Genomic DNA, 25,616 nt, shown 5'->3' with positions numbered 1-25,616 from the left:
CATGAACGCAGCTTTACTCATCGACAGCAGCTATTTTATCGCCGCCTTTTTGTTTATTTATGGCTTAAAGCGTATGTCGTCGCCGCTAACGGCCCGCTCCGGCATTGTCGTTGCCGGTATCGGCATGGTGCTGGCTGTGCTGGCCAGCTTTTTATACACCCTGGATGTCAACGAAGCCGCCAAACCGCACCTTAGCACTAACCTTACGCTGGCGCTGATTGCGCTGGCACTGGGCCTTGGCTGGGCGTGGCGCAGTGGCAAAAAAGTGGCGATGACTGAAATGCCGCAAATGGTGGCACTGTATAACGGCATGGGCGGCGGCGCAGCCGCAGCGATAGCAGCAATAGAACTGATTGGCTATAAAACTCACGGCAGCATCTCACTGAGTTTGGCCGTGCTGGGCGGCTTAATTGGTGCAATGGCGCTGTCGGGTTCTCTAATCGCTTGGGCAAAACTGGATGGCCGTATTAACGGCTCGCTGCGTTTTAGCGCGCTGCAGCTGGTCAATGGCAGCCTGTTGTTAGTGCTGCTGGCGATTGGTGCTTACATTATCTGGCACGGCGGCGTGGTGGCCTGGCCGGTATTTGCTGCTTTCTTTGCGCTGGCGCTGGTTTACGGCGTGATGATGACAATGCCGATTGGCGGCGCCGATATGCCGGTGGTGATCTCCTTGTACAATGCCTTTACCGGTTTAGCCGTCGGCTTTGAGGGCTATGTGCTGAATAACCCGGCGCTGATGATTGCCGGTATGGTAGTCGGCTCGGCCGGCTCTTTGCTGACACTGCTGATGGCCAAAGCAATGAACCGTTCAGTCGCCAATGTGCTGTTTTCCAACTTTGGCGCCGTAAGCGATGAAGATCAAGCTGATATTGCCGGCAGCCAGAAGCCGATCGATGCCGGTGACGCCGGTATTAATATGCGCTATGCCGGCAAGGTGATTATTGCACCCGGTTATGGCCTGGCCGTAGCCCAGGCCCAGCATAAGCTATACGAGCTGGTAAAACTGCTGCAGGACGCCGGGGTCGAAGTAAAGTTTGCCATTCATCCGGTAGCCGGCCGTATGCCGGGCCATATGAATGTGCTGCTGGCCGAGGCCGGGGTGCCGTACGACATTATCTTTGATATGGAAGATATTAACGGCGAGTTTAAAGAAGCCGATGTTGCCATCGTCATTGGTGCCAATGACACGGTAAACCCGGCGGCACGCACCAATAAAAGCTCGCCGATTTACGGCATGCCGGTGCTGAACGTCGATATGGCCAAACAGGTGTACGTGGTAAAACGCGGTCAGGGTAAAGGTTATTCCGGTGTCGAGAACGCACTGTTTTACGCCGACAACACCCAGATGGTATACGGCGATGCGCAAAAGGTGATGGTGTCGATGATCCAGGCGATTAAATCACTTGGCGGCGGCCATTAGGTAGCCGGCGCGGCGTTGAACCGCGCGGCCGGTCCTTGCGCTACTGTTGCAGTTGCTGCCGGCACAGCTGTGCCAGGGTTTGCAGTGCCCGCTCCAGCCGGGCATCTTGCGCTACCGCGCAGTTTACGCGGATAAAGTTGCTGTAGCGCGCACTGCCACTTAGCGGCGTCGGTGAAAATATTGCACCGGGCGCTATGCTGATTTTTTCCGCCAGCGCTTGCTGTGCTAACAAATAGCCATCAATGCCTTGCGGCAGCTCAACCCACAGCACAAAGCCGCCCTGCGGCTGGCTAACGCGGGTACCAGGCGGAAACAGGCGACCGATACTGCTGCTGATACGCTGCACCGCCGCCTGATACAATGGCCGCACCTGGCGTAAATGCCGCTCAAACCGGCCGCTTTGCAGCAGCTTTGCCACCGCTAGTTGCGGCAGCGCTGCGGTACTTATATTGCTGATAAACTTCAGGTATTCCAGTTTCGCCGTGTGTTGGGGTGCTATTACCCAGCCCAGGCGTAAATCCGGCGACAGCGTTTTGGAAAAGGTGCTGCAGTAAAAAATATCCTGCTTCGGTGCCAGCGCTAAACAGCTGGCCGGCCGCTGGCCGTTAAAGCCCAAATCACCATAGGTATCATCTTCTATCAGCGCTATGCCATGCTCAGCCAGCAGCGCGGCGATACGTTTTTTGTGGTGATCCGGCATCAGGCTGCCCAGCGGATTACTGTAGTTGGCGATCAGCACGCAGGCTTTAACCGGCCACTGTGCCAGCGCCTGCTGCAGCGCATCGGGGTCAATACCGTTTTGGGCGTCAGTGGGCAGTGCCAAGGCTTTTAAACCGGCAGCTTCCAATGCCTGCAGCAAACCATAAAACGCCGGCGACTCTATCACTACCACATCGCCCGGTTGGGTTATGGCCTTTAAACTCAGCATCAGCGCTTCCTGGCAACCATTGGTAATGATCACATCCTGCGGTGATACCACAGCACCATGTAACGCCATGCGCCTGGCTATTTCACGGCGTAGTTCGGCTGCGCCGCGGCTGGCTTCGTAGTGCATTAAACGCGCCGGCTGCGCTTTTATCACCTGTTGCAACGCTTTTTGCAGTGCGTGTTGTGGCAGATACTCTGCGGCAGGCACTGCCGCCCCCAGCCGCATATAGGCCGGGTCGGCGGCAGCCTTAGACAACGTCAGCGCCATTTGCTGGCTGCTGACCACACTGGGTGCAGCTGCATGCTGCAACGGTGCGCTGCTCAACGGCGGCGGCTGATAGCGCGCTTTAACAACGTAGCCGCTGCGGCTGTTCGCCTGAAGGTAGCCTTCGGCTTCCAGTTGCCGGTAACCGGCCACCACAGTAGATACACTCAGCGCACGGCGTTTGGCCAGCTCACGTACACCCGGCAGGCGCTCGCCACAGGCATATTGGCCCTGCTCTATCTGTTGCTGCAGTTCGCTGGCCAGTTGTTGATAACGAAAGCTCACATTCGCTCCTTTGCTGTTAAAAAGCCTGCAGCGCCTGCCATAGCGGCGGTATCACCGACAGAGCCAGCAAGGCGCCCATAGTGCGGTTAAACCAGCGCCGTTGCTGCGGCGCCGTTAGCAGCCGCTTTAACCCGGCACCAAACAGTAACCAACTGCCGGTGCAGGGCAAGCCAACCAGTAAAAACACCAGCGCAATCAGCGCCAGTTGCTGCCAGTACACGCCGTGCAGGCTGGTAAAAGCCGCAATGGCGCCGGTGATCATCACCCAAGCCTTGGCATTAACCCACTGAAACAACAACGCCTGGATAAAACTCAGTGGCTTGCTGTTACCGGTGTTAATTTGTACCGGCTCTGCCGTGGCAATTTTCCACGCCAGATACAGCAAATATACCGAGCCAATCAGCTTAATCAGCTGATGCAGCAGCGGTTGTTGTTGCAACACCAGCCCGGCGCCTAAGCCCACGGCGGCCAGCATCAGCAAAAAACCCAGCTGAATACCGGCCAGATGCGCCAGGCTTTTCTGCACACCGTAGTTAACGCCGGACGACATAATCATAATATTGTTCGGCCCGGGCGTAATGCTGGTAGCAAAGGCAAAAAATACTAAGGTCCAAAATAATTCCATGCTGCACACTCCTGCTTGCTTGTATTCAGCCAGCACAGTAGCGCGCACCCGCAGCAGAAAATATACACAGTACCGCGCAAAAAAAGCAGTACAGATAAGATAAAAACAAAAATAAAGCAGTACAGCCCGGATGATTGTTACATGCCAGTCACTACATGCCGGCCACTAATGCCCGGAGCTGCGGCGCCAGGTCACACCAGCTGTGCGATAAACAATTAATTACATAAAACATTAGGTTACTGCTTCATAGTTATGCCCTTTACCGTCGCTTAGTAAAAAGTCACTTAATAAAAACTCGCTTAATAAAATAGCCTGGCTGTTATAAGTATCTATTTGGGGTAATTGTTATGAACCGTTGTTCTGTGAATAAATCTGCCGCAAAAAAGCCGGCATCACCGGCCTGGTTGCTGATGCCGCTGCTGGCGTTAGCACTAACGGCTTGTGGTGGCGGCAGTGACAACACTACGCCTGAGGATCCGCAAGCAGGTACGCCGCCGGTGGTATCACCGCCTGTTACCACACCGGATCCCGGAGCGGACTTACCGGAGCCGGCACTGGAGACAGCGCCCGGTGCCGAAACATCCCCCCTACCTAAAGCGGACGGCCCCTCTCTGCCGGCACCACCGGCAGGACTAAGACTCAGCGTGGCTTATGATAAAAGCGGCCCTTCTCAACCTGTTGCCGGTATTACTGTAAGCTCATCCGGCGATGAAAATGCTAATAACACCGCAGATAAAGCAACCGATGGCGATTTAACCAGTCGCTGGGAAAGCGCCTGGAGCAATACTGCCGACGCTGACAACGCCTGGATACAGTTTGATTTTGGCAGCAAAACCGCCATTGGTTATATCAAGCTGTACTGGGAAAATGCTTACGCTGAAGAGTACGCCATTTACATCTCTGACGATGCAGAGAACTGGTATCAGCTACGCTATATCGTCGGCGCCAAAGGCGGCACCGAAGAATTCTTTAATCTGGATATCGATGTCCGCTATGTTCGCCTGCAAGGTATCAGCCGCCACACGCAGTACGGCTATTCCTTGTTTGAAGTGGAGTTTAAAACTCCGGGCAGTGACACTTCGATGCCTGTGCTGAATACCTCCTATGTGCCCTACCCGCTAAGTGGCAGCGGTCGCCAGCCACTGCCTGCTCCGGCTGAGCCGGTTGAAAGTGTGCGTTTTACCCTGGCTGATGGCACCCTGGTAACACGGTTTGGCATGGTCGGCCGCTCACGCCATGCCCGCGAGCGCGGCGAAGAATGGAACGAAGTGGGTTTTGGCCTGAACGAAACCGTCGACGCTCAGGGCAATCCTGCCGATAAAGGCCCGGGCGCGCATTTAAACTTTATTGCCAACTACTTTAAAAACCGCACCTGGGGTGTGGAATTTATTGATAACAGCAATGTCGCCGGCGTTAGCGCGCCGAAAATTATCGTTAACCAGTATTATCAGCAGGCGCAAAAAGGCGGTGGCCACTCTTTTGTGCGGCGTTTTGATGAGCCCAATGTTACCGGCTTTGGCTGGATGAGCCCTGGCGATTTACTCGATGATTCTACTTATCTGAGCGACGGTGCACCCTGTCCGGTAATGCAAAAACCGGCCAATGGCGTGCTGTTAAACCCCGACAGTGGTTATAACGGCGTTATCGGCGCTAACGATGGCTGCAGCGTGGTGTTTGATACTTACCCGGGCCACAGAGCGCTGTCTGCCAATGCCGATGGCGTACTGGTGCCAAACGGCAATAACGTCGCGGCGCGGGCGCTGAAAAAAGGCGATATCATTGAGTTTACCGGCTCGTTCTTTTCCACCCGTGAAGCCATGGATGCGATTGGCGATAACGGCGCCTTTCGTTATTACACCAACGAGCTGACCTACGTAATGGGTCAGGGCCTTCGCCCCTGGTATGGCGTGCAACCCCGGTTAATGAACGAGCCGTTGCCCGACAGCACCCTGCAAGGCGGCCTGGGCTCGGTGTCGTACGATTACGCCGACAATGCCAGCTTTATTTTCCAACAGCCACACAACAATATTGGTATGCAAAATATTCAACGCTTTATGGAAGGACGGCGCTGGTTACACACTAACTTATGGACCGGCGAGCACAACGAAGATGGTAATGACCGCAATGACGATGGCCGCTACCTGCAAGGCCAGCATTTTAACCAGTCATCCTGCTTTAACTGCCACGTTAGTAATGGCCGCAGCGTAGCCCCCACAGTACGGAACCAACGGCTGGATACGATGGCAATACGCACCGGCGCTACCGGTACCGACACCAACGGTAACTATCTGCCGCACCCGATTTACGGCCAGGCACTGCAAATGAATGCGCGCTCTACCAGCACCGGAGCGGTGCAAAACTGGGGCAACGCCGCTGTGATTGCCGGTTTTAGCAGCAAAAATGTACAACTGGCCGATGGCACTGTGGTTGAACTGCGTAAACCGGAAATCGCTTTTGAAGGCCCGGTACCTGACGTTTACTCCGTGCGCTCAGCTCAGCCATTAATCGGCATGGGGCTGCTCGAAGCCATTGCCGATGAAACCATTTTAGCCAGGGTGCGCACCTCGCCCGATGCCGATGGCGTGCTGGGAACAGCCAACTATGCTTATGACCCGGAAACCGGCGACGTGCGTTTAGGCCGCTACGGCTGGAAAGCCGGCAAAGTCAGCCTGCGCCACCAGGTGGCCAATGCCGCCTTACTGGATATGTCGGTAACCTCGTCCATTTACCCGAACCGCGATTGTCTGGCCGGGGCTGCGCACTGCGACGCAGCCAGCGGCACAGAGCCCGGCTTGCCGGATGAAGCGCTGCAGTTAATGACAGAATATCTGCACCTGTTAGCGGTACCGGCACAACGCAGCCTGGTCAGCGGTTTTCCACAAGGTGTGTCACCCATGGCTTATCTGGATGTTGAACCGGCAAAAATTGCGCAGGGTGAGCAGGTATTTAAAACCATCCGCTGTAACGCCTGCCATGTCAGCGAAGTGCAAACCAGCGCCCGCTCAGCGTTTGACGAAGTGCGCAACCAAACTATCCGGCCTTATACCGATATGCTGTTGCATGATATGGGCGAAGAGCTGGCCGATAACTTTGCCGAAGGCTTAGCTGGCGGCAGCATGTGGCGTACACCAGCGCTGTGGGGCATTGGCTACACCAAATACGTCGCAGCAGGCACACCGGTGGGCTATTTACACGACAGCCGCGCCCGTACGTTAACCGAAGCCATTTTGTGGCACGGCGGCGAAGCTGAAGTAATTAAAAACCGCTTTGTTAATTTACCCACCGCAGAGCGCGAAGCCCTGCTGGCCTTCTTGCAGTCACTGTAAAGCATCTGCCGGCGCTGGATACCAGCGCCGCGCTATTCTCAGCACACAGGCACGCTATTGCCGAAACTCTGTTTGACAAGGCCCTGCATGATTGTAAGAATGCATTACTGTAAATTTATTGTTTAATAAAGCAGCATTTTTATAAACATAAGGTGGCAGGATGCTGGACAGACACTACGACGGCGTAATACTGCAAGACAAATGGGGTAAAACCTATCTGTGCAGTAATTGCTTACTGGCTTACGCTGATTTGGGCGAAGACTGTCTCAGCGAAGTAAAAGACCTGCAGTTTGGCCGCTATTTCCTGCACGACCTGGAACCACATTGGAACCAACGCGAAATTTGGGCGCAAATGTACCGCCATGCCAAGCCGTGGCAATGTGATTTGTCGAAACTGACAACCTTTCAGTTGCGCGATGCCTTGATAAAGATGTTCGCCGCCGATGAAATGCGCGTATGGCAACTTACCGAAGGCTGGGGCCAACCACCGGAAGATAACGGCATAGGCGAAGGCGGCTTAGCACCAGCGACCGGTAGCAACGACAGCCCGGCTCCGGCAACCAGAACAGCTAAACCCGGTGGTGCCGTAGTACCGGAAGAAGCGGCAACAGCAGGCATAGCTAATCACCATTCTGCGACCTTACCTGACACTGCATTAGACAGAGTTCAACTACGCCAGTTGCGTTATCAGCAACGGCAATCATTACTGAGTGACACCGCAGGCATCCCGGACGTACAACAGGCTCACGAGCGGCTTAGCTTTAATAACGACAATATTTTGCGGGCAGAAGCTGCAGAATACGTATATAAAGTAGATGAGTTTAATCGCGGCGCTCTGAACGTGCTGCCCGAAGCACCGCCGGGTCTGGAAATTATAAATCCGGAAGATATTGGTTTAACGCAAGCTGATTTTACAAATAAACAAACCGGATTTGGTGCAGCCCTGTTCAAATCGGAGATCAATGGCGAAACCATGCTCACTTACCGTGGCACAAATAACGCTGTAACCGGTAAAGAAGATTGGCTAACCAACCTTAAGCAAGGCAGCGGCCTGGAAACTGAACAGTATAATCAGGCAATGCGTTTAGCCACTCAGGCCGAAGATATTTATGGTAGTGACTTCTCCATAGTTGGCCATTCACTTGGCGGAGGCTTAGCATCTGCCGGCGTTGCAGTAACAGGACAGCCTGGATACACCTTTAATTCTGCAGGGTTACATCCTAAAACCGCCAGTCGGCAGAATGGTTTATCATTAGCAGACACCGCTAAGCTGATTACCACCCAGGCAGTCAACGGAGAAATATTAACCATGGCACAAAGTTTAGGCGCTAAAGCTGTTATAGCCGGAGCTGCCGCCGCAATTGGTGGCCCAATAACAGGACTACTTGCAGCCATAGGTATCACGGCTTTTAGTGCCTTACCTAAAGCATCAGGTACTATGCTCGATCTACCCAGTGTTAAAGGCGGAAATCCGATTACACGACACGGCATGGATCAGGTTATCCAGGGTATAGAAGCACAAAAAGACGAGGATATTAAAACCCTCTCCAACTTCTCACAGGCTTACAATGGCTAATTTGAAAGTGCTGCTCTTTGCCGGATTAAAGCTGTTACCCGTTTTAATGATTGTGCTTGTTGGCCTGCTTAGCAGCTGCAAGTCTGAAGGAAAAAATATGAAAGCCGAATTATTTTTTAATGCTGATATGGTAAAGCTGCTGCATGCCATCCAACGCAAGGATGCAACCACGGCAAGATCAATGCTGGAACAAGGTGCTGAGCTGAATACCCATGGCGATGAAGGCATTACGCCTCTACTATGGCTTATTATGCAAAAAGACGCGGCGGCCGTTGAGTTGGCCCTGCAGCTGGGTGCTGATGCAAATTTCCCTGCCATGGTAGAAATAAACCGTGAAGGCCCTAAGCCGGCCCAACCGTTAGCCATTTTGGCCGGTGACGGCGACAATAAGTTATTCAGCTTATTGTTAAAATACGGCGCCAACCCTGATTCAAGAGATGAGTCTACGGGGCACCCGGCAATATTCGGAACTATCGGCCATGACAACTGGCTGCAGTTTAATCTGTTGCTGGAGCATGGTGCAGATGTGAATGCTACAGATGGCAGTAATAGTAACAGTGCCCTGTATGCTGCCGATTTAGGTAAATATGATTTTGTCTACAAGCTGGTCAGCGAAGGCGCATCTGCTACGCAGCCGTCAACAACCGGGGCATCAGTCGCATGGCGCGTGCATTTGGCAATTGAGAAAAACGCAAAAAACCCGGCATTTCGGGTAAGCGAAGATACCCATAAAACTAAAGCCTTACTTATTGAGCAAGGCGTTACATTTCCACCAGCGTCGCCAAAAGATGTCAGAGAAAACCTAAGCAAGGGTCTTGTTCACTGAAGTATGAGTTCTTTAAGTTCTCCGGGGCAGGCTCCGAATATTGACCATGCGCACAAATCAAAACCCATTGCTTCTGCTGAGCTCCCGGCATAGACAGGCATTTCTGCGCGCAGTACACTAAGGCTGAATATGATTGATATACAAGGCAATACCCGTGAATAGAGAAACGTTGTCTGAACAACAAATTGCAGCAATAAAAACCGAATTCGAATTTTTTGACCGCGACGGCAATGGCCGTATTGATTTACCCGAGTTTATCGAGCTGTTAACGGTGCTGGCGCCAAAAACCAAAGTCAGCCATGTTGAAGAAGGTTTTAAGCTTGTCGACACCAACAATAACGGCTATATCGACTTTGCTGAATTCTTAGAGTGGTGGCAAGACTGCTGGTGGGAGTATTAAGCGACAAGGCACGGCTACTGTCGTGGGCCGGGGCCACTCAGCTAACGGTTGGTTAAGCTGCACCTTTCAATGCGCTCAAGATGAAACCGGTTTTAGCCGCAGTATAGGCTTCTCTGTCTGAGCGGAATGCCCTCGCCTACAACTGTTTATTCTGCTCATAGCGCTGTGCCAGCTCCGTATTGGCACGAAGCATATCGCGAAATGCCAGCCGTCGCTGCCACTCCGCACTACCTCGTATGGTAACAGTGCCACTTCCTCGTGAATCGCCCGGTCCAGCGATTCCGCTTCATCCATCACCGGCAACTCCTTAGCCGCTAAGCTTTTATGTATGGCAGGATTTTTAGTAAAAAACGCTTATCAGGCCGGCCTTAAACTCCTGTCGGGGCATTATCAAATTGTAATCTGTAGCGCCGCGCTTAGTATGCATTATTTTGCATTAGCTATCATCGCATCACCGGCAGCCAATACCCTCCTGATAAAGCCATTCGCACAGTTACCGGTTCTGACGAACTAATGGTCAAATTTGCCAAAATCTTTATCTCTCGTTTAACACCACAATATAAGCAAACCACAAGCAACTGATTTATATCAATTTAAATTGTGGCACAGTGTATGAATAGCTAGTGTAGAAATACGCCATGCTTAACATGAAAAGGATTAGCATATGAACAGAACCATCGTCATTATCTTGTTAGTTGCCTTAGGTATTTACTGCTTTCCAACCTTAATCGGCTTAGTGGCAACAGCCTTTGGTATTGCTGTTGGCGTGGCAGCTACCCTGTTTGGCATTGGCATATCGCTGCTGTTCAGCGTATTGCCATACCTTATCCTTGGCTACCTGGTCTGGTGGCTGGTGCGCGACAACCGCAGTCGCCGCCACAGTTAAACACAACCCAAAGCAAAAGGGGCAAAGCGCCTTTTGCTTACCATTTGTCAGTGGCAGCTGCGGCCGGCATCACTGTTTGGCCCTGCTGCAACATTTTGCTGCTTTACAGCAATGGCAATTTTCTGCTTTTATAGTTAACCGATTAGCACTGAAGTAGAACCAATGCTGAAACTGTGCCGTACCCTGCATAATTGGCTGGGCCTTATTCTGGTTGTGCAAATTACCTTATGGTTTTTCAGTGGTCTGGTCATGGCCATTCTACCGATAGAACAGGTACGCGGTGAACACCTGCGTCAGGTTGTCAGCACGCAGTGGCAGCAAGCGCAAGTCAGCCCGTTACAGGTTTTGCAGCTGCATAGCCCACAGGCCGGCTTTAGCCTTAGCCAACGCCTTGTTTGGCAAGATAATCAGCTGAGTGCCTCACCGGTATATCTGGTGGATGACGCCGGCGTCCGCTTTCGCTACAGCGCGATAACCGGCCAACGGCTGGCAGAGCTGCAAGAGCACGACATTCGCCAACTGGCACAGGCGCAATACCATGGTGCAGGTACGCTTGAGTCGGCGCAGCTGCTGCAACAGCCGCCACAGGAAGTACAAACCTTAGCGGCGCCGCTGTGGCAACTGCAGTTTGATGATAGCGACAACAGCCGCTTTTATCTTGACCCGGCTACCGGCGCGGTGCTGCGGGTGCGCACCGATAGCTGGCGCTTGTTCGACTTCCTCTGGATGCTGCACATTATGGATTACACCGATCGCAGCAATTTTAATAACCCCTTGCTGATCAGTACCGCAGCGGCATCCTTACTGTTTACGTTAACCGGTTTAGTTATGTTGTGGCAGCGCTACCGGCCAAAGCGGCGGGCGCGCTAAACAGCGAATGCAAACCACAGCCAGATACCTGCCAGCACCAGCAAAGCAGCGCCAATCTGGCGTGAATATCTCTTCCATAGCCGCATTGCAGCGTCCCCCGCAAAGTGCACCAACAGTACCAGACCGTAATAACGCACCGACCGTGACAGAGCGACGGCAAGTAAAAACAGCATAAACGAATAGCCTGCGGCACCGGCAGCCAGCATGGCAATTTGTAAAGGGGTTGGCGTTATACCTACCGCTAATACCGACATAAAGCCGTTACTGCGTATTTGTTCAGCGAAGCTGTCATAGGCCTGTACTCCACCGAACAGGTTGATCAAGGTGTCGCCCCATTGTTCCATCGCCAAAGCACCAAGCCAATAACCCAGCGCTGCGGCAGTAATGTTGCCGGCCAGGGCTACAGTGGCAATAGTCCAGCGCTGCCGCGACTGGCTCAGCATCCACGGAATTAAAATGGTTTCAATGGGTATAGGTATAATCAGCGTCTCCAGCATTGACAGCAAAAATAGCAGTGGCAGCGCATAAGCGGCTCTGTCCAAGCGGTCCAACCAGGTTTGCGCCGACAATTCGTCCGGGTTCAGCATCGTTTAAAGAAATCCTTATTAAGCAGAGTTTTGCATAGCGTAATCGCAGGGTGAATAACAAACCTTAGTAAAAAAATATTACTTTACCCTGAACACGTTAAAACTTAACACTTAACTGCAATTTGGTTGCAATCAGTTACACTTCCCGGTTTGCCGGCGCGCTAACATTCTGGCTACTCCATAGCTGAGGAATAGCTTGATGAAGATTAGCACCCTCCCCCTGCTCGCGGGCAGCCTGTTACTGCTAAGCGGCTGTGATATTGAATACGGCACCTTGCCGGCACACTATTATGATTTTCGCGATGGCGCTCAGCAGTGGCAGCCGGGCTTTTCTGATTACCCCAGCGATAACGCCGATATCTTTGAACTTGAAAGCGGTATCCGTACCCTGCCAACAGGCTTTTCCGGCACAGGTTTTTATCTGGCCGGCATGAACCGCAGCGACGATTTGTTTATGTATATTAAAAGACAAATAACCGGGCTGGAGCCCTCCAGCCGCTATCAGCTGTCGGTTTCGGTGCGCTTTTTAACTGATGCCGGCGCAGATTGCGTTGGTGTCGGCGGTGCGCCTGGTGAGTCGGTTTACCTAAAGTTTGGCTACGCCGCTACAGAGCCAAAGCAAGCCGGTTACTACTTAAATGCCGATAAAGGCAACCAAAGCCAGGACGGCAGCCAGGGCCGCGTGATCGGCAATATTGCTGCAGCGGATATAGGGTGTGACGGCCAAAAATTTGCCGGCAAAACCGTTACCGGAGGCGGCAAGACACCGCTGCAATTTACCAGCAATGCTGATGGCACTATCTGGGTATTTATCGGCACCGATTCCGGCTTTGAAGGCTTAACCCGGCTGTATTATCAAGAGCTGGACCTGCGCATCAGAGCCATTTAGCAGCAACCGGTCACCTCAAAAGCCGTCAATCAGCAGATCAAGGCCTGCTTTGATTTGCTGACGGTAAATTTGTAAATCCACTGCAGTGGCTTTTAAGCGCTTTGCTGATACTGAGGCAATATCAAGCAAGTCGATAAAACATGCTTGCTCATCGAAAGTGACCGGTATTTGGAATTGTGTTAACAAGGCAGCATTTGTTTGTGGTTTAACCACTGCCACCAGCAACACTTCGATATTGTGAAACAGCGTATTAGTCAGCACCACAACCAACTGCTGCTCTATGCGGGCAACACTAAATTGCTGCAGCACTATATCTGGCCCAACCGCTCAGCAAAAGTACCGTGCTCTGCAACTTGCTGGTTATAGGCTGCTATAGCGTCAGCATTTTGTGCCTGCCACAGGTCAGCTTTAGCCTGGCTTACGGCTTTGCGCAAAGCCTGCTCCAATACCAGTGACGGGCTGATGTTTAATGATTTAGCCTCGGCCAGCAAAGCCGCATCGACAGAAGTATTGCAAGCTGCTTTTGTAGTATGGTTCATACTTAAGCCCCGCTGTTATGTAATTAGCAGCAGTATAGCGCAAATTCTATGCGCAGATAACCTGCGCAAACCTGTTGCCGGAGTCTGAAATGCTCAAATGTGACTTACATGATTATATTGAAATCGTCTGTCTGTACCATTATCCGCTAAAGCTAACGCTAAGCACCGGTGCTGTGCTTAGCGGCACTGCGGTGACCACCCGCTATAACGACCAGCGGCAGGAATGTTTGGTCATCAGGCAAAACGACAATGACGAACCGGTGTTGCTGGAGGATATCGCACTGCTTGAAGTCACTGTAGCTAACCCGCATTTGCAGCAAGTAAGATTTAAATAATTGCAGTGCAATTAGATATCAATGAGTGATAATACCCAATGTCTGCATTAACTAAAACCTGCCTGGTGGTGCTTCATACGTTGGCAGTGGCTTTTGCCCTGTTTTACCTGTGGCTGTTGCAACAACATTATGCTGCTATGCAACAAGCTGCACTGGTCGAAATACAATACGGCACCGCATTTTTACTGCTACCACTGATCTTGCCGCTGCTGCACCTGATGAGCATTGCTGAGCGACGTTACAATACAAAAGTTGCAGCGCAAAAAGCGCGCAGAATGCAAAGCAGATTGTTTCTTTTGTTGGTGTTAGGTTTACCTCTTGCTGGTTTTTTAGCCAACCAACGGCTGCTATGGCAGTTAAAACAACACGGCTATCAACCATGCGAAGCCGTGCATTATGGCAGCCGTGCAATATTTACCACCTATAACAAGGATGTTGCTTTATGCCCGGTTTCTTCAGCGCCACGTTAATTGCAGTAGTACGCAAACGCTGCCCAAGCGCATTATTTTTATGCTACTTACTTACCGCCTGCAGCGAAGCTGTGCAGCAGCGCGAGGCTGAGCACTATATTCTGCCGGCTAATTATGTCGGCGCATTTTATGTTATTTTTGATCAAACCAACGGCGAGCCCTTGCAGTATCAACACGACGCCCGCCAGTATCAGATCCCGGCCAATGGCGTATTGTTAACACAAGCCAAGATTAGTGAGGGCGCCATTGCCGCGGATAAACTGCGCTTTTTTCGCCAGGATTCGCCAGAGCAGCTGACAGATATAACAGCACGCTGGTTAACCAGCATAGATACAGAGCAAGCGTATCAGGACAATACCACTTACATTTTCGGTGGCGGGCCGAGCGTATACAGCAGCTCAGAGCTTAAGTGCGATATCTACTTTCGCGGCTTTCATATCGGCACTAAAAGCCAGATCCTCGATAAAGTAAACCACTTTGATATTGAGAGCTTTATTCAGCAAAATAACCCGGGGTGCAATTAATCCGGTAATACCGCAAGTTTCATACGCACAGAAACTGCGCATCTTTTTATTGTTAACAACGTAATTCCACTTCCAAAGCCTGACCCTTAGGATTTCTCGCGTCACCTGATGCCTGGCCGTAGTAACTGAGCCCTGCTATTAACCGGCAACAGCATGCTTCTAACGTTTAGCCGGCTCCGGCACTAAGACGTTAAACCCATGGGCGCTATTCAAAAATGCTTCCACTCCCGGCTCCAGTTGTGCCAGCGCCGCATAATGCCGCTCAACTACCGCAGGCGGAACACAACCCCGGGTTAGATGGAGACTGTCAGCCGGGGGTAAAGAAACCATTAAAACCGTCTGATTTTTTTGCGACACCAGCAAAGTAGAGCTGCTCAGGCTATCGCCCAAACTGTTTTTAAGTTTGATAGAAAGAGATTTATAGCTGTAGCCCGTATCACTTTGATGTGAAATCAAGACTACCTCTGTACCAGGTAGCTGAGCCAGTCTGGTGTAAGCTGTCAAATCGTCAGTTCCCTCATCTGCAAACCGCACTGAAGCCGGTGTCGTATCCGGCTCATCTTCCGCCGGTGTTTTACGGTAACCGTTATCGGCTAACGCGGTATAACCTGACGGGATATACCAGGTACAGCCGATAAAGTCATGGCTGGTTGCGCCAGCATTAAATACGGTAGTCAGTAAAACAGCGCAGAGCAATGTTTTCATAGTGTTATTACCTTTTGGGCCTTATCCAGAAAAATCGGGTAGAGTATAAGTATTGAGCAGGTACTGCAACAACTGAGAAAAACTCCCTGACAAACAGCGTGCGAAGCTTGAGCGATGGTAGCGGTGTTCATCGGTCGCAGCTACCAGCCGGGATCTGATGGATTATAGTGTTAGTCTCACTACCATCGTGCTGCGTAATCACCAACTGATCACCGTTCTGCTGAAAACTAAACTGTCCCAACCAATCCTCCCGGCTGATTGGCACCAGGGTGTAAAAACCATATTTGCCACGGCACAGGTAAGAAAAATAATGATACGACTTACCTATCGCCCCGGTATCAGCGGTATAAAGCTGAATACTACCGTTGGCACTGTAAAAGCCTGACTTATCACCCAGCGTCAGATACAGCAAGCACACCAGCGCCAGCATACATCCATGCAGTACACCCAGCACGATCACTATTACTTTCATAAACTTAATCGCACCAACCACATGCGAGTGGTACAACAGCACCAAGCCAATCACAGTAAACAGCAATTTTACCGGTATCAAGTAAACGCTGACTTTGTACATCAAGGCCGGGCTGTGCCACTGAAGGCCAAAGACGTTACCCAAAAATAAGCTGTCGAAAAGCGGTATTAAAATAAACAACAACCCAGCAATTAGACGTTTTTGCATTACTTTGAAGCTCCGGTTTGTACTTGGACCAAATGCTGCTTACGCAGTATCTTTTGCTCAGCGGCAGCTATACTCAACCTGGCGCTGAACTGGCGCAGTTGTTCATCGCTAAAACACAGCTGATAAAACTGCTGCAGGTAATCGGCAACCTGAGCAATATGCATAACATTTACCGGCAGCGGCGTTTTAAACTCTGCGCTTGGGCCAAACGCTACCATTGAATGCACCTTGTCGGCCCCTGTCTTATCTAAGCCAAGCGCGTATTTTACTGCCTCGGTATGTTTATAGTTTTGCCTAAGCGGGTTCATAAAGCGGTGTTTGCGGCGAAAGTGCTGCACTGTCCACTCAGCTTGCTTTTCACCGCCGAAAATCCAGCCCTGATAGTTTTTTACTTCAATTACAAAGATGCCGTAGGGGCTGACGATAAGGTGGTCCACTTCAGTTAAATCACCCTGCGCCGTTTGCAACACCAGATTACGGTAATGCCGGTAGCTTATCGGCAGCTTAGCCACAAGTACTTTATGCAGCGTCCACTCACCAACCGCACCAATAAGTTTGGCGGAGTATTTTCTTACCAATAAGGAAAGCAGGACGATAAAACTGCCAAACAACATAACATACACCAACAAGCCTCCAAACATTGCCTGCACGGGTGCAAACAAGTTCTGTAATACGTTAGCAGGCTTCAGGGGTTGAGGTGTACTAACGGTTTGTTTAGCAGGCAGTACCACTGCTGAAGCATTAACCGTTTTGCTCCTTGCCACATTTTGTGCTGCAGGTTTTGTCGCAGCAGGTTCAGCCGAGATATTGGTCAGGTTAAGCTGATGCGTTGGTGCAGGTATCGGGTTTTGGCAGTGGTTGTTCAACTCACGGCGCGCATCTTGGTAATTACGGCTATTCGGCTGGCCGAAAAAACGCTCGGTTTGCTGTTGCAACAACAAACAAGCCCCTTCGGTATATTGCTTTTGGCCAAAAGCCAGCGGGGAGATAAACAGTAATAGCGGTAAAGTAAAACGCATCCAGCGCATGTGACGTCCCTGAATTATGGAATCCCGATGCTAACAAGAGAAGAATTTCTCGGCAAGTAGCATATGTCCGATTGATCGCTGTCGCTTAACTTTTGTAGGCAGAATTCATTGGGCTTTCGCGCTTCTCAGAATATCAATCACAATGACCGGATTGATATTCTGATCATTAAATAGCCAATCATAATTTTTCCCTGCTAATCGCTTGACCCAGAGAGACTTTTATATAAACCTGACAACAAAGAATTCAGATTGTAAGAATTATTAGTTAAATTTTCTTGGTATCGACTCAAAGGTTAAAAATGGACTACAACGGTAAACTGCACTCTTTAAGGAAAAAGTTAGATAAAGACAAAACTGTCACCCTAGAGCTACCGGCTAAATTCACTTTTAAAGATCACGGTATTTTTGATTTCGAGCCTGCATTACGTTTTTTTAATTGGGACTTGGAAAATGTGCCTGTTAGAGTAGATTTTCGTCAATGTAGTACTGCCAACTACCAAGCTCTTTCCCTTCTAGTTGCCTACCTTTGGAAACTTCGTAATCAAGGTTGTAGAGTAAGTATAATTGAAAGTGAAAGCAAAAATGGTGCAAGTGAAATGTGGCGAGCAATGGGAGCAAGGGGCCTTTTTGACGTCGCAATCCATGAAAACCAGAATTTCAAATCAAACAATAGAAAGCCACTACTAGCAATAAGAAATAGTAACGATTTTAAGTTAGCCATTTCAAGAGTAGAGAAATACACCGCTGGTTTCAACGTAGAATACCTTAATACTTTAAGATATGTTCTTAGCGAACTACTCTACAATACGCTTGAGCACGGTAAAACTTTTTTCAATTTTCGCGGTAGTGACAAAAGAGTTCCGTCTTTAATTCAGTTCACTTGGTACCAAAAAGGAAATGAAATTCATTTCATCGTCGCAGATACTGGCATTGGGATCAGAAAACACATTGAACAGGCGTATCCGGGTCAAGAGTCTGATGAAGAAGCTATAAAGTTAGCGATAAAACCTCAAGTATCAGGCACTTTTGGGTCAACAGATCCTTACAAAGAGAAAAACAATGCTGGTGTAGGCTTATTTCTATCAACAAACATTATCAGAAGATTGAATGCTGATATGCATATTGTTTCTGGAAATGGGGTTCTTCACATATCACCTAGAGATATAACTGGCAAAACACTCAAGGAAAGTTGGAACGGAACATTTGTACTGGTTTCTGTAAAGCTCGAACAAGATGTTTCATTTGCTCTACATCAAATGATGCAGGAGTTTCGGATTGAGGCAAAGAAAGAGCAAGATAAAGGTGATCGAGAGGAAAAGCTCAACACCTACTATTTAAGTATAAAAAACTTTTTTGGCTCGTACGCAGAGGACAAAGAAGCAGCTATTAAGTTTAGAGACTCAAGGTTATTCCCAGAGATTAGAGAAGGTAAATCGGTCATTATCGATTTTGACGGAGTTGCTAGTGCACCACACAGTTTTTTATCAGGTTTATTTGCTTCACCCATTAAGACTTTGGGAATGAAAGCATACAAAGTCCTCAAATTTGTAAATACTTTACCCGAAATAAGAGAAACTCTTGATTTCATTCTGGATGAGAATACCGATAGCTAAGCTTAGGTACATTAAAAACAAAGGCCGCAAATGCGGCCTTTGTTTTTCTACTCACTCAGAAAAATTACTTTTTCTTCGCTTTCGGGTTTGGCAGGTCGGTGATTGAGCCTTCGTACATCTCGGCAGCTAAGCCGATAGACTCGTTCAGTGTTGGGTGAGCGTGGATGGTTAACGCGATATCTTCAGCGTCGGCACCCATTTCTACTGCTAAGCAGATTTCGCCCAGCATTTCACCGGCGTTGATACCAACAATAGCGCCACCCAGAATACGGTGGGTTTCTTTGTCGAATATCAGCTTAGTGAAACCTTCAGTGCGGGCTGAGGCGATAGCACGGCCTGACGCTGCCCATGGGAAGGTAGCGGTTTCAATTTTTAAGCCCTGCTCTTTGGCTTCTTTCTCGGTAACGCCGGTCCAGGCCATTTCCGGGTCGGTGTAAGCTACTGACGGAATGCAGCGCGGGTCGAAATAGTGCTTCTGGCCGGCAATCACTTCAGCCGCTACGTGGCCTTCGTGTACTGCTTTGTGCGCTAACATCGGCTGGCCGATAACATCCCCGATAGCATAGATATGGCCAACGTTGGTGCGCAGTTGCTTATCTACGTTGATAAAGCCACGCTCGTCTACGTTAACACCGGCTTTCGCCGCGTCTAACAGCGCGCCGTTTGGCTTACGGCCAACAGCAACCAGAATTTTGTCGTAACGTACGGCTTTCTCAGGTGCGTTTTTGCCTTCGAAGGTTACGTATAAGCCGTCTTTTTTCGCTTCTACGCCAACAACCTTGGTAGACAACATAATGTTGTAGTTGTCTTTGTTGTACTTGGTGTAGGCTTTTACGATGTCGGCATCAGCTGCTGGTACTAACTGATCAGCAAATTCTACTACTGATACTTTAGAACCCAGTGCACGGTATACGGTGCCCATTTCCAGGCCGATAATACCGCCGCCTAATACCAGCATTTCGCCCGGAATGTCTTTTAATTCCAGTGCGCCGGTTGAATCGATAATACGGTCGTCATCTTTTGGAATAAACGGCAGTGATACCGGCTCTGAGCCTGCAGCAATAATGGCGTGTTCAAACGTAATTTTAGTGTCGCCAACCTGTAAGGTGTTCGCGCCGGTAAATTTACCGTAACCGGTAACTACCTTAACTTTACGCATTTTCGACATACCGGCCAGGCCGTTAGTCAGCTGGCCGACTACTTTGTCTTTCCAGCTACGAATTTTGTCTAAATCAATTTTCGGCTCACCAAAGGTAACGCCGTGTGATGCCATATCGCGGGCATCGTCAATTACCTTAGCAACGTGTAATAAGGCTTTAGATGGGATACAACCCACGTTTAAACACACGCCACCTAAGGTGCTGCGCGCTTCAACCAGGGTAACTTCTAAACCTAAGTCTGCGGCACGAAATGCTGCAGAATAACCACCAGGGCCTGCGCCCACGACTACTACCTGAGTTTTGATATCGTTGCTCATCGTATTACCTTTTCATTGAGTCGGTGTTCTGACAGCGTCACTTTGTAGGGTACGGCTATCAGGCGAAAAAAGTGGCAGAATTTTAACATCCTGCCTGAGCGATGTCCCGTAACTTTTCAGCACGGGACACAAAATTCGCTCTTGGCGAAACATTACATAATGATCTGACGAATATCGGCCAGATAGCTGGCCAGGGTGGCAGTAAAGCGGGCTGCCAGGGCGCCGTCAATTACCCTATGGTCGTATGACACGCTCAGCGGCAACATCAGCTTAGGTTCAAACTCTTTACCGTTCCATTTTGGTTTAATGTCCGATTTAGACACACCCAAAATAGCCACTTCCGGCGCGTTAACAATAGGCGTAAACGCCGTACCGCCAATGCCGCCGAGGCTGGAGATGGTAAAGCAGCCGCCTTGCATATCAGCAGAGGTTAACTTGCCCTCGCGCGCTTTTACCGAAATGTCCTGCAGCTCGCGTGACAGCTCGATAATGCCTTTTTTGTTTACGTCTTTAACTACCGGTACAACCAGGCCGTTTGGCGTGTCTACCGCTATACCCAAATGCACGTATTTTTTCAGAATTAAACTGGCGCCATCTTCTGACAACGAGCTGTTAAAGGTCGGGAACTCTTCCAGCGCTTTGGCCACCGCTTTCATAATAAACACCAGCGGCGTGTACTTAACGCCAAGCTTTTTCTTCTCGGCCAGGCTGTTTTGCTCTTTACGGAAGTCTTCCAGCCCGGTGATATCGGCTTCGTCGAACTGGGTAACATGCGGAATACGCACCCAGTTACGGTGTAAATTGTTGCCGGATAACTTCTGGATCCGCGACAGCGGCTTGCTTTCTACTTCACCGAATTTGGCAAAGTCGACTTTGGGCCAGGCGATTAGATCAAAGCCCATGCTGTTGCCAGCGCCGGAACCTGAAGACGCCGCACCGCTTTCAGCTTGTTTTACCAGCTGCTTCACGTAGTTTTGCACATCTTCTTTTACTACGCGGTCTTTACGGCCTGTGCCTTTAACCTTGGCCAGGTTAATGCCGAACTCACGCGCTAAACGACGGATAACCGGTGAGGCATGGGCATAGGCGCTGTTTTCGACAAAGCCGTCGGCCGCTGTTGCAGAAGCAGCCGGAGCCGCTTCAGCTTTAGCTGCCGGAGCTTCGGTTTTCGTTTCAGCTTTAGCTTCTGCTTTTGGCGCTTCGGCAGCGGCTTCACCGTTGCCTTTACTATCGCCCTCAGTCTCAAAAACCATTATCAAGCTGCCGGTAGACACCTTATCTCCGACGCTGATTTTAATTTCTTTAACCTTACCGGCAAACGGCGCCGGTACTTCCATACTGGCTTTGTCGCCTTCAACGCTAAGCAAAGATTGCTCTTCGCTTACCGTGTCGCCCACTTTCACCATAATTTCGGTAACTTCAACGGCATCACCGCCGATATCCGGCACTTTAACATCCTGCACGCTGGCGGCAGCTTTGCTTTCCGTTTTGGCTTCGGTTTTGCTGTCGGCTTTTGGCTCTGCTTTAGCTTCTTCTTTCGCCGGGGCAGCGTCTTCACCTTCAAAGGTCATAATCAGGCTGCCGGTTTTAACCTTGTCGCCTACTTTTACTTTAATTTCTTTTACTACGCCGGCGTCATTGGCCGGTACTTCCATAGAGGCTTTATCGCCCTCTACGCTGAGCAGTGACTGATCAGCGGCTACCTTGTCGCCGACCTTAACCAGGATTTCGGTGACTTCAACTTCATCAGCACCAATATCCGGAACATGAATTTCAATAGTCATGTGTAATCCTCTTATGCGTACAGCGGGTTGGTTTTGCCAGCGTCGATGCCGAATTTCTTAATTGCATCTACCACTACCGCTTTTTTCAGTTCGCCCTGTTTTACCAGCTCGCTCAGTGCCGCTACTACGATATAACCGGCGTTCACTTCAAAGTGACGGCGCAGGTTTTCACGGCTGTCAGAACGGCCGTAACCGTCGGTGCCCAGCACCTTGTATGACGTAGCCGGAATAAAGGCCCGTACCTGGTCGGCATAGTTTTTCATATAGTCGGTCGCAGCAATCGCCGGCGCGTTGTTCATTACCGTAGCAATGTAAGGTGTTTTGGCTTTCGCGTCCGGGTTTAGCATATTGAAGCGCTCGCAATCCTGGCCATCACGTGCTAACTCGTTAAACGAGGTTACCGAGTACACGTCAGACGCTACGCCGTAGTCTTTGCTGAGTATTTCTGCGGCTTTGCGCACTTCATTTAAAATAGTGCCCGAGCCCATCAGCTGTACTTTACCGCGGTCGCCGTTTAAGCTTTCCAGCTTATAAATACCACGGCGAATACCCTCCTCAGCGCCTTTTGGCATAGCCGGGTGGTGGTAGTTTTCATTCATTACCGTAATGTAGTAATAGATGTTTTCCTGCGCTTCGCCGTACATGCGGTGGATACCGTCGTGCAGAATCACCGCCAGCTCGAAAGCATAGGTTGGGTCGTAGGAAATACAGTTTGGCACTGTGCCGGCCAGAATATGGCTGTGGCCGTCTTCGTGCTGCAAGCCTTCGCCGTTCAGCGTGGTACGCCCTGCAGTAGCACCTAACAGGAAGCCGCGCGCTTGCTGATCACCGGCCATCCACGCCATATCGCCAACCCGCTGGAAGCCGAACATGGAGTAATAGATGTAGAACGGAATCATCGGTAAATCGTTGGTGCTGTACGACGTGGCCGCCGCCACCCAGGACGACATAGCGCCCAGCTCGTTAATACCTTCCTGCAGTACCTGGCCGCCGATATCTTCTTTGTAGTAGCTCACTACAGAGCGATCTTCCGGGGTATAGGTTTGGCCGCCCGGGTTATAAATGCCAATTTGGCGGAACAAGCCTTCCATACCAAAGGTACGGGCTTCGTCGGCAATAATCGGCACTATTTGCTTACCGACATGTTCGTCTTTCAGCAGAATATTCAACGCCCGCACATAAGCCATGGTGGTAGAGATATCACGCTTTTGCTCTTCGAGCAGGCCGTCGAAGGCGCTCAGCGCCGGTAACGTCAGTGGCTTGGTAAAGTTAGGCAACCGCACCGGGGTGTAACCGTTTAATGCCGCACGACGGTCGTGCAGGTATTTCAGCTCCGGCGAGCCTTCCGGCAGCTTAATGTACGGTAAATCGGCTACCGCTTCTTCGCTGATATAATCTTCCAGGCCTAAACGCTTGCGCAGTTGCAGCACATGCGTCATATCCATTTTTTTCACCTGGTGGGCAATGTTTTTGCCCTCTGCCGCTTCACCCATGCCGTAGCCTTTTACGGTTTTGGCCAGGATAACGGTAGGTTTATCGGTGCATTCCTGCGCCGCTTTAAAGGCTGCATACAGTTTGGACGGCTCATGACCACCGCGTTTTAAGTCGAAAATCTCTTCGTCGGTCATATCGGCAACTAAGGCCGCGGTTTCCGGATAACGGCCGAAGAAGTGCTTACGTACATAGGCACCGTCGTTGGCTTTATAGGTTTGGTAATCGCCGTCTACGGTTTCGTTCATCAGTTGCAGCAATTTACCGGTGGTGTCTTTGGCCAGCAGTTTATCCCAACCACGGCCCCACACTACTTTAATAACATTCCAGCCGGCGCCGCGGAACAAGCCTTCCAGCTCCTGGATAATTTTACCGTTACCCATTACCGGGCCATCCAGCCGTTGCAGGTTACAGTTAATTAAGTAACACAGGTTGCCCAGCTTCTCACGGGCAGCAAAGCTTACCGCACCGCGTGATTCCGGCTCGTCCATCTCGCCATCACCCAAAAAGGCATATACGCGCTGCGCACTGGTGTCTTTTAAGCCACGGCCGTGTAAATACTTTAAAAACCGTGCCTGATAAATAGAGGCGATTGGACCCAAGCCCATAGACACGGTAGGGAATTGCCAGAACTCCGGCATTAATTTCGGGTGCGGGTAGCTGGATAAGCCTTTACCGTCTACTTCCTGGCGGAAGCTGTCCAGTTGCTCTGCCGTTAAGCGGCCTTCAACAAAAGCACGGGCATAAATACCCGGCGAAATATGGCCCTGATAATAGACCAAATCGCCGCCGTCTTTTTCGTTTGGCGCACGGAAAAAGTGGTTAAAGCAGGTTTCGTAAAACGCCGCAGAAGACTGGTAAGACGCCATATGGCCGCCTAAATCCAGCTCTTTTTTCGAGCCGCGCAGTACTATCATAATGGCATTCCAACGGATCACCGAACGGATACGTCGTTCCAGGTTAACATCGCCCGGGTAAGCCGGTTCTTGCTGCGTAGGAATGGTATTAATGTAGTTAGTGGTGACGCCGGTAGGCATGGCTACACCGTCTAACCTTGCTTGCTCTAACACTTGTTCCAGCAGGAACTGCGCCCGCTCGACCCCTTCAGTGCGAACAACCGATTCCAGCGCTTCAAGCCACTCTTTGGTTTCCAGAGCGTCGATGTCAACTTTACTGACTTCAGACATATCGAGGTTTCCTTTGGTTATGCACGCCTGTGCTATAAATGCCCATGTGCGTTAAATGAGTTATCAGCCTTGTTGGGTGCGACGTAACGAACGTTCAATACGGGAACGCTCTTTACCTACATCCAACAGGGCTTCTTCGATAAAGGCCAGATGACCATTGCTGGCCTGGCGCGCCTTCTCCGGCTCGCCGTTAATGACCGCTTGCATCAGCCGTTGCCGATGCGAGTTCAGCTGGCTGACAATGCCTTCCTTCTGCTGCAGGGTTTCCAGGTTAACCCGGATATTCTGCTCCACCAGTGGCGTTAAGCCGCGCACTAAATGCAGTAACACCACATTATGTGACGCCTCTGCCACCGCTAAATAAAAACTGCCCACCGCTTTGGCTTCCGCATCAATGTCGCACAGCTGCTGTGCCTGACATATAGCGTCATAATGTGCGGTAATCTGCGCAAAATCTGCTGCTGTGCCACGCAGTGCCGCGTAATAAGCACAAATGCCTTCTAAGGCGTGGCGAAACTCCAGTAAATCAAATTGTGACTCGGGGTGACGCGCAATCAGCTCAAATAACGGATCGGTAAGGCCAACGGCCAGGTTATCGCAGACATAGGTGCCGCCGCCCTGGCGCCGGCTCACCAAACCTTTGGCTTCCAGCTTTTGAATAGCTTCACGCAATGATGGCCGTGACACAGCAAACATTTCTGCCAGGTCGCGTTCCGGTGGCAGCTTTTGCCCCGGGGCAAAACTGCCTTCAAGCAACATGTTTTCCAGTTGCTCGACTATGCGATCTGAGAGTTTCGCCGGTTTAATTTTAAAATCTGCCATGCGCCGCCATATTTTTCTGTCTGCTGTTGTCCTGCTGCAAGACCAGCTTTCGCCCAGCTGTAAATTGGTCTTACCAATTT

25 protein-coding genes are annotated in these 25,616 nt (G+C 50.5%); 12 read left to right on the top strand and 13 right to left on the bottom strand.

The window, feature by feature from the left end; all coding sequences use genetic code 11:
• Position 1 precedes the first annotated feature (1 nt).
• Positions 2-1,420 carry an NAD(P)(+) transhydrogenase (Re/Si-specific) subunit beta gene (locus ACTZWV_RS03640; protein ID WP_444785230.1) on the top strand — a complete coding sequence of 473 codons (1,419 nt, stop codon included), beginning with the start codon at positions 2-4 and terminating at the stop codon, positions 1,418-1,420.
• A gap of 40 nt (positions 1,421-1,460) precedes the next feature.
• Here the strand turns inward: ACTZWV_RS03640 and ACTZWV_RS03635 are convergent, their stop codons facing one another.
• Positions 1,461-2,897 carry an aminotransferase-like domain-containing protein gene (locus tag ACTZWV_RS03635; protein ID WP_444785229.1) on the bottom strand — a complete coding sequence of 479 codons (1,437 nt, stop codon included), beginning with the start codon at positions 2,895-2,897 and terminating at the stop codon, positions 1,461-1,463.
• A gap of 16 nt (positions 2,898-2,913) precedes the next feature.
• Entirely contained in the window at positions 2,914-3,522 is a 609-nt protein-coding gene (locus ACTZWV_RS03630) for a LysE family translocator (RefSeq protein ID WP_444785228.1), read from the bottom strand.
• A 347-nt stretch (positions 3,523-3,869) separates the two neighbouring features.
• Here ACTZWV_RS03630 and ACTZWV_RS03625 point away from each other — a divergent pair, with 347 nt between their 5' ends.
• The 4 genes from ACTZWV_RS03625 (at position 3,870) to ACTZWV_RS03610 (ending at position 9,650) form a co-directional block, all read left to right on the top strand.
• On the top strand, positions 3,870-6,848 hold the full coding sequence (locus ACTZWV_RS03625; RefSeq protein ID WP_444785227.1) for a di-heme oxidoredictase family protein: 2,979 nt from the start codon (positions 3,870-3,872) through the stop codon (positions 6,846-6,848).
• A 160-nt stretch (positions 6,849-7,008) separates the two neighbouring features.
• Positions 7,009-8,424, top strand: coding sequence for an Mbeg1-like protein (locus ACTZWV_RS03620; protein ID WP_444785226.1), 1,416 nt, complete (start codon positions 7,009-7,011; stop codon positions 8,422-8,424).
• 97 nt (positions 8,425-8,521) lie between these two features.
• Positions 8,522-9,250: an ankyrin repeat domain-containing protein gene (locus tag ACTZWV_RS03615; RefSeq protein WP_444785225.1), complete on the top strand. Its 729-nt coding sequence runs from the start codon at positions 8,522-8,524 to the stop codon at positions 9,248-9,250.
• Positions 9,251-9,404: 154 nt separating this feature from the next.
• Entirely contained in the window at positions 9,405-9,650 is a 246-nt protein-coding gene (locus ACTZWV_RS03610; RefSeq protein WP_444785224.1) for an EF-hand domain-containing protein, read from the top strand.
• A 136-nt stretch (positions 9,651-9,786) separates the two neighbouring features.
• Here ACTZWV_RS03610 and ACTZWV_RS03605 read toward each other — a convergent pair whose 3' ends face one another.
• A complete protein-coding gene (locus ACTZWV_RS03605; RefSeq protein WP_444785641.1) occupies positions 9,787-9,888 on the bottom strand; it encodes a GrpB family protein in 102 nt (33 codons plus the stop codon).
• A gap of 426 nt (positions 9,889-10,314) precedes the next feature.
• On the opposite strand from ACTZWV_RS03605, the gene ACTZWV_RS03600 reads away from it, so the two are divergent.
• A complete protein-coding gene (locus ACTZWV_RS03600) occupies positions 10,315-10,536 on the top strand; it encodes a hypothetical protein (RefSeq protein WP_444785223.1) in 222 nt (73 codons plus the stop codon).
• A gap of 162 nt (positions 10,537-10,698) precedes the next feature.
• On the top strand, positions 10,699-11,406 hold the full coding sequence (locus ACTZWV_RS03595; protein ID WP_444785222.1) for a PepSY domain-containing protein: 708 nt from the start codon (positions 10,699-10,701) through the stop codon (positions 11,404-11,406).
• Here the strand turns inward: ACTZWV_RS03595 and ACTZWV_RS03590 are convergent.
• Positions 11,403-11,993, bottom strand: a complete 591-nt coding sequence (locus tag ACTZWV_RS03590) for a YqaA family protein (protein WP_444785221.1) — start codon at positions 11,991-11,993, stop codon at positions 11,403-11,405. The two genes, ACTZWV_RS03595 and ACTZWV_RS03590, sit on opposite strands and share 4 nt — an antisense overlap.
• Before the next feature lie 199 nt (positions 11,994-12,192).
• Here ACTZWV_RS03590 and ACTZWV_RS03585 point away from each other — a divergent pair, with 199 nt between their 5' ends.
• On the top strand, positions 12,193-12,882 hold the full coding sequence (locus ACTZWV_RS03585; protein ID WP_444785220.1) for a hypothetical protein: 690 nt from the start codon (positions 12,193-12,195) through the stop codon (positions 12,880-12,882).
• A 15-nt stretch (positions 12,883-12,897) separates the two neighbouring features.
• Here ACTZWV_RS03585 and ACTZWV_RS03580 read toward each other — a convergent pair whose 3' ends face one another.
• Both ACTZWV_RS03580 and ACTZWV_RS03575 read right to left on the bottom strand, forming a co-directional pair.
• Complete coding sequence (locus tag ACTZWV_RS03580) at positions 12,898-13,191, bottom strand: CcdB family protein (RefSeq protein ID WP_444785219.1); 294 nt, start codon at positions 13,189-13,191, stop codon at positions 12,898-12,900.
• On the bottom strand, positions 13,191-13,421 hold the full coding sequence (locus ACTZWV_RS03575; protein WP_444785218.1) for a type II toxin-antitoxin system CcdA family antitoxin: 231 nt from the start codon (positions 13,419-13,421) through the stop codon (positions 13,191-13,193). Before ACTZWV_RS03575 ends, ACTZWV_RS03580 begins: the two co-directional genes overlap by 1 nt.
• 89 nt (positions 13,422-13,510) lie before the next feature.
• On the opposite strand from ACTZWV_RS03575, the gene ACTZWV_RS03570 reads away from it, so the two are divergent.
• The 3 genes from ACTZWV_RS03570 to ACTZWV_RS03560 are packed head-to-tail and all read left to right on the top strand — an operon-like array spanning position 13,511 to position 14,750.
• Positions 13,511-13,756 carry a Rho-binding antiterminator gene (locus ACTZWV_RS03570; RefSeq protein ID WP_444785217.1) on the top strand — a complete coding sequence of 82 codons (246 nt, stop codon included), beginning with the start codon at positions 13,511-13,513 and terminating at the stop codon, positions 13,754-13,756.
• Positions 13,757-13,794: 38 nt separating this feature from the next.
• A complete protein-coding gene (locus tag ACTZWV_RS03565; protein ID WP_444785216.1) occupies positions 13,795-14,226 on the top strand; it encodes a hypothetical protein in 432 nt (143 codons plus the stop codon).
• The gene (locus ACTZWV_RS03560) at positions 14,199-14,750 is read left to right on the top strand and encodes a DUF6843 domain-containing protein (RefSeq protein WP_444785215.1); all 552 of its coding nucleotides are present in this window, start codon (positions 14,199-14,201) and stop codon (positions 14,748-14,750) included. Before ACTZWV_RS03565 ends, ACTZWV_RS03560 begins: the two co-directional genes overlap by 28 nt.
• A gap of 159 nt (positions 14,751-14,909) precedes the next feature.
• On the opposite strand, the gene ACTZWV_RS03555 is transcribed toward ACTZWV_RS03560, so the two are convergent.
• The 3 genes from ACTZWV_RS03555 to ACTZWV_RS03545 all read right to left on the bottom strand — a co-directional run bounded on the left by ACTZWV_RS03555 (position 14,910) and on the right by ACTZWV_RS03545 (position 17,162).
• Positions 14,910-15,455 (bottom strand): hypothetical protein, encoded by a 546-nt coding sequence (locus ACTZWV_RS03555; RefSeq protein WP_444785214.1) that lies wholly within the window; start codon positions 15,453-15,455, stop codon positions 14,910-14,912.
• A 127-nt stretch (positions 15,456-15,582) separates the two neighbouring features.
• The gene (locus ACTZWV_RS03550; RefSeq protein ID WP_444785213.1) at positions 15,583-16,134 is read right to left on the bottom strand and encodes a hypothetical protein; all 552 of its coding nucleotides are present in this window, start codon (positions 16,132-16,134) and stop codon (positions 15,583-15,585) included.
• Entirely contained in the window at positions 16,134-17,162 is a 1,029-nt protein-coding gene (locus ACTZWV_RS03545; RefSeq protein WP_444785212.1) for a nuclease-related domain-containing protein, read from the bottom strand. The genes ACTZWV_RS03550 and ACTZWV_RS03545 overlap by 1 nt, the downstream gene beginning before the upstream one ends.
• 299 nt (positions 17,163-17,461) lie before the next feature.
• Between ACTZWV_RS03545 and ACTZWV_RS03540 the strand changes: the two genes are divergently transcribed.
• Positions 17,462-18,775, top strand: coding sequence for an STAS-like domain-containing protein (locus ACTZWV_RS03540; protein WP_444785211.1), 1,314 nt, complete (start codon positions 17,462-17,464; stop codon positions 18,773-18,775).
• A 64-nt stretch (positions 18,776-18,839) separates the two neighbouring features.
• Here the strand turns inward: ACTZWV_RS03540 and lpdA are convergent, their stop codons facing one another.
• From lpdA to pdhR, 4 genes are all read right to left on the bottom strand, one after another.
• Positions 18,840-20,252 carry a dihydrolipoyl dehydrogenase gene (gene lpdA / locus ACTZWV_RS03535; protein WP_305552380.1) on the bottom strand — a complete coding sequence of 471 codons (1,413 nt, stop codon included), beginning with the start codon at positions 20,250-20,252 and terminating at the stop codon, positions 18,840-18,842.
• Between the two features lie 152 nt (positions 20,253-20,404).
• Positions 20,405-22,036: a pyruvate dehydrogenase complex dihydrolipoyllysine-residue acetyltransferase gene (aceF, locus tag ACTZWV_RS03530; RefSeq protein ID WP_444785210.1), complete on the bottom strand. Its 1,632-nt coding sequence runs from the start codon at positions 22,034-22,036 to the stop codon at positions 20,405-20,407.
• Between the two features lie 11 nt (positions 22,037-22,047).
• A complete protein-coding gene (gene aceE, locus ACTZWV_RS03525; RefSeq protein ID WP_444785209.1) occupies positions 22,048-24,714 on the bottom strand; it encodes a pyruvate dehydrogenase (acetyl-transferring), homodimeric type in 2,667 nt (888 codons plus the stop codon).
• A gap of 63 nt (positions 24,715-24,777) precedes the next feature.
• A complete protein-coding gene (gene pdhR, locus ACTZWV_RS03520; protein ID WP_444785208.1) occupies positions 24,778-25,536 on the bottom strand; it encodes a pyruvate dehydrogenase complex transcriptional repressor PdhR in 759 nt (252 codons plus the stop codon).
• Positions 25,537-25,616: the final 80 nt, after the last annotated feature.

Origin of the sequence: Rheinheimera sp. NSM, from assembly GCF_052380015.1 — a bacterium.
In the GTDB taxonomy this organism is placed as follows: Bacteria; Pseudomonadota; Gammaproteobacteria; order Enterobacterales; family Alteromonadaceae; genus Alishewanella.
The sequence above is the reverse complement of the archived record's forward strand: the minus strand, read 5'-3'. Positions and strand labels throughout refer to the sequence as shown.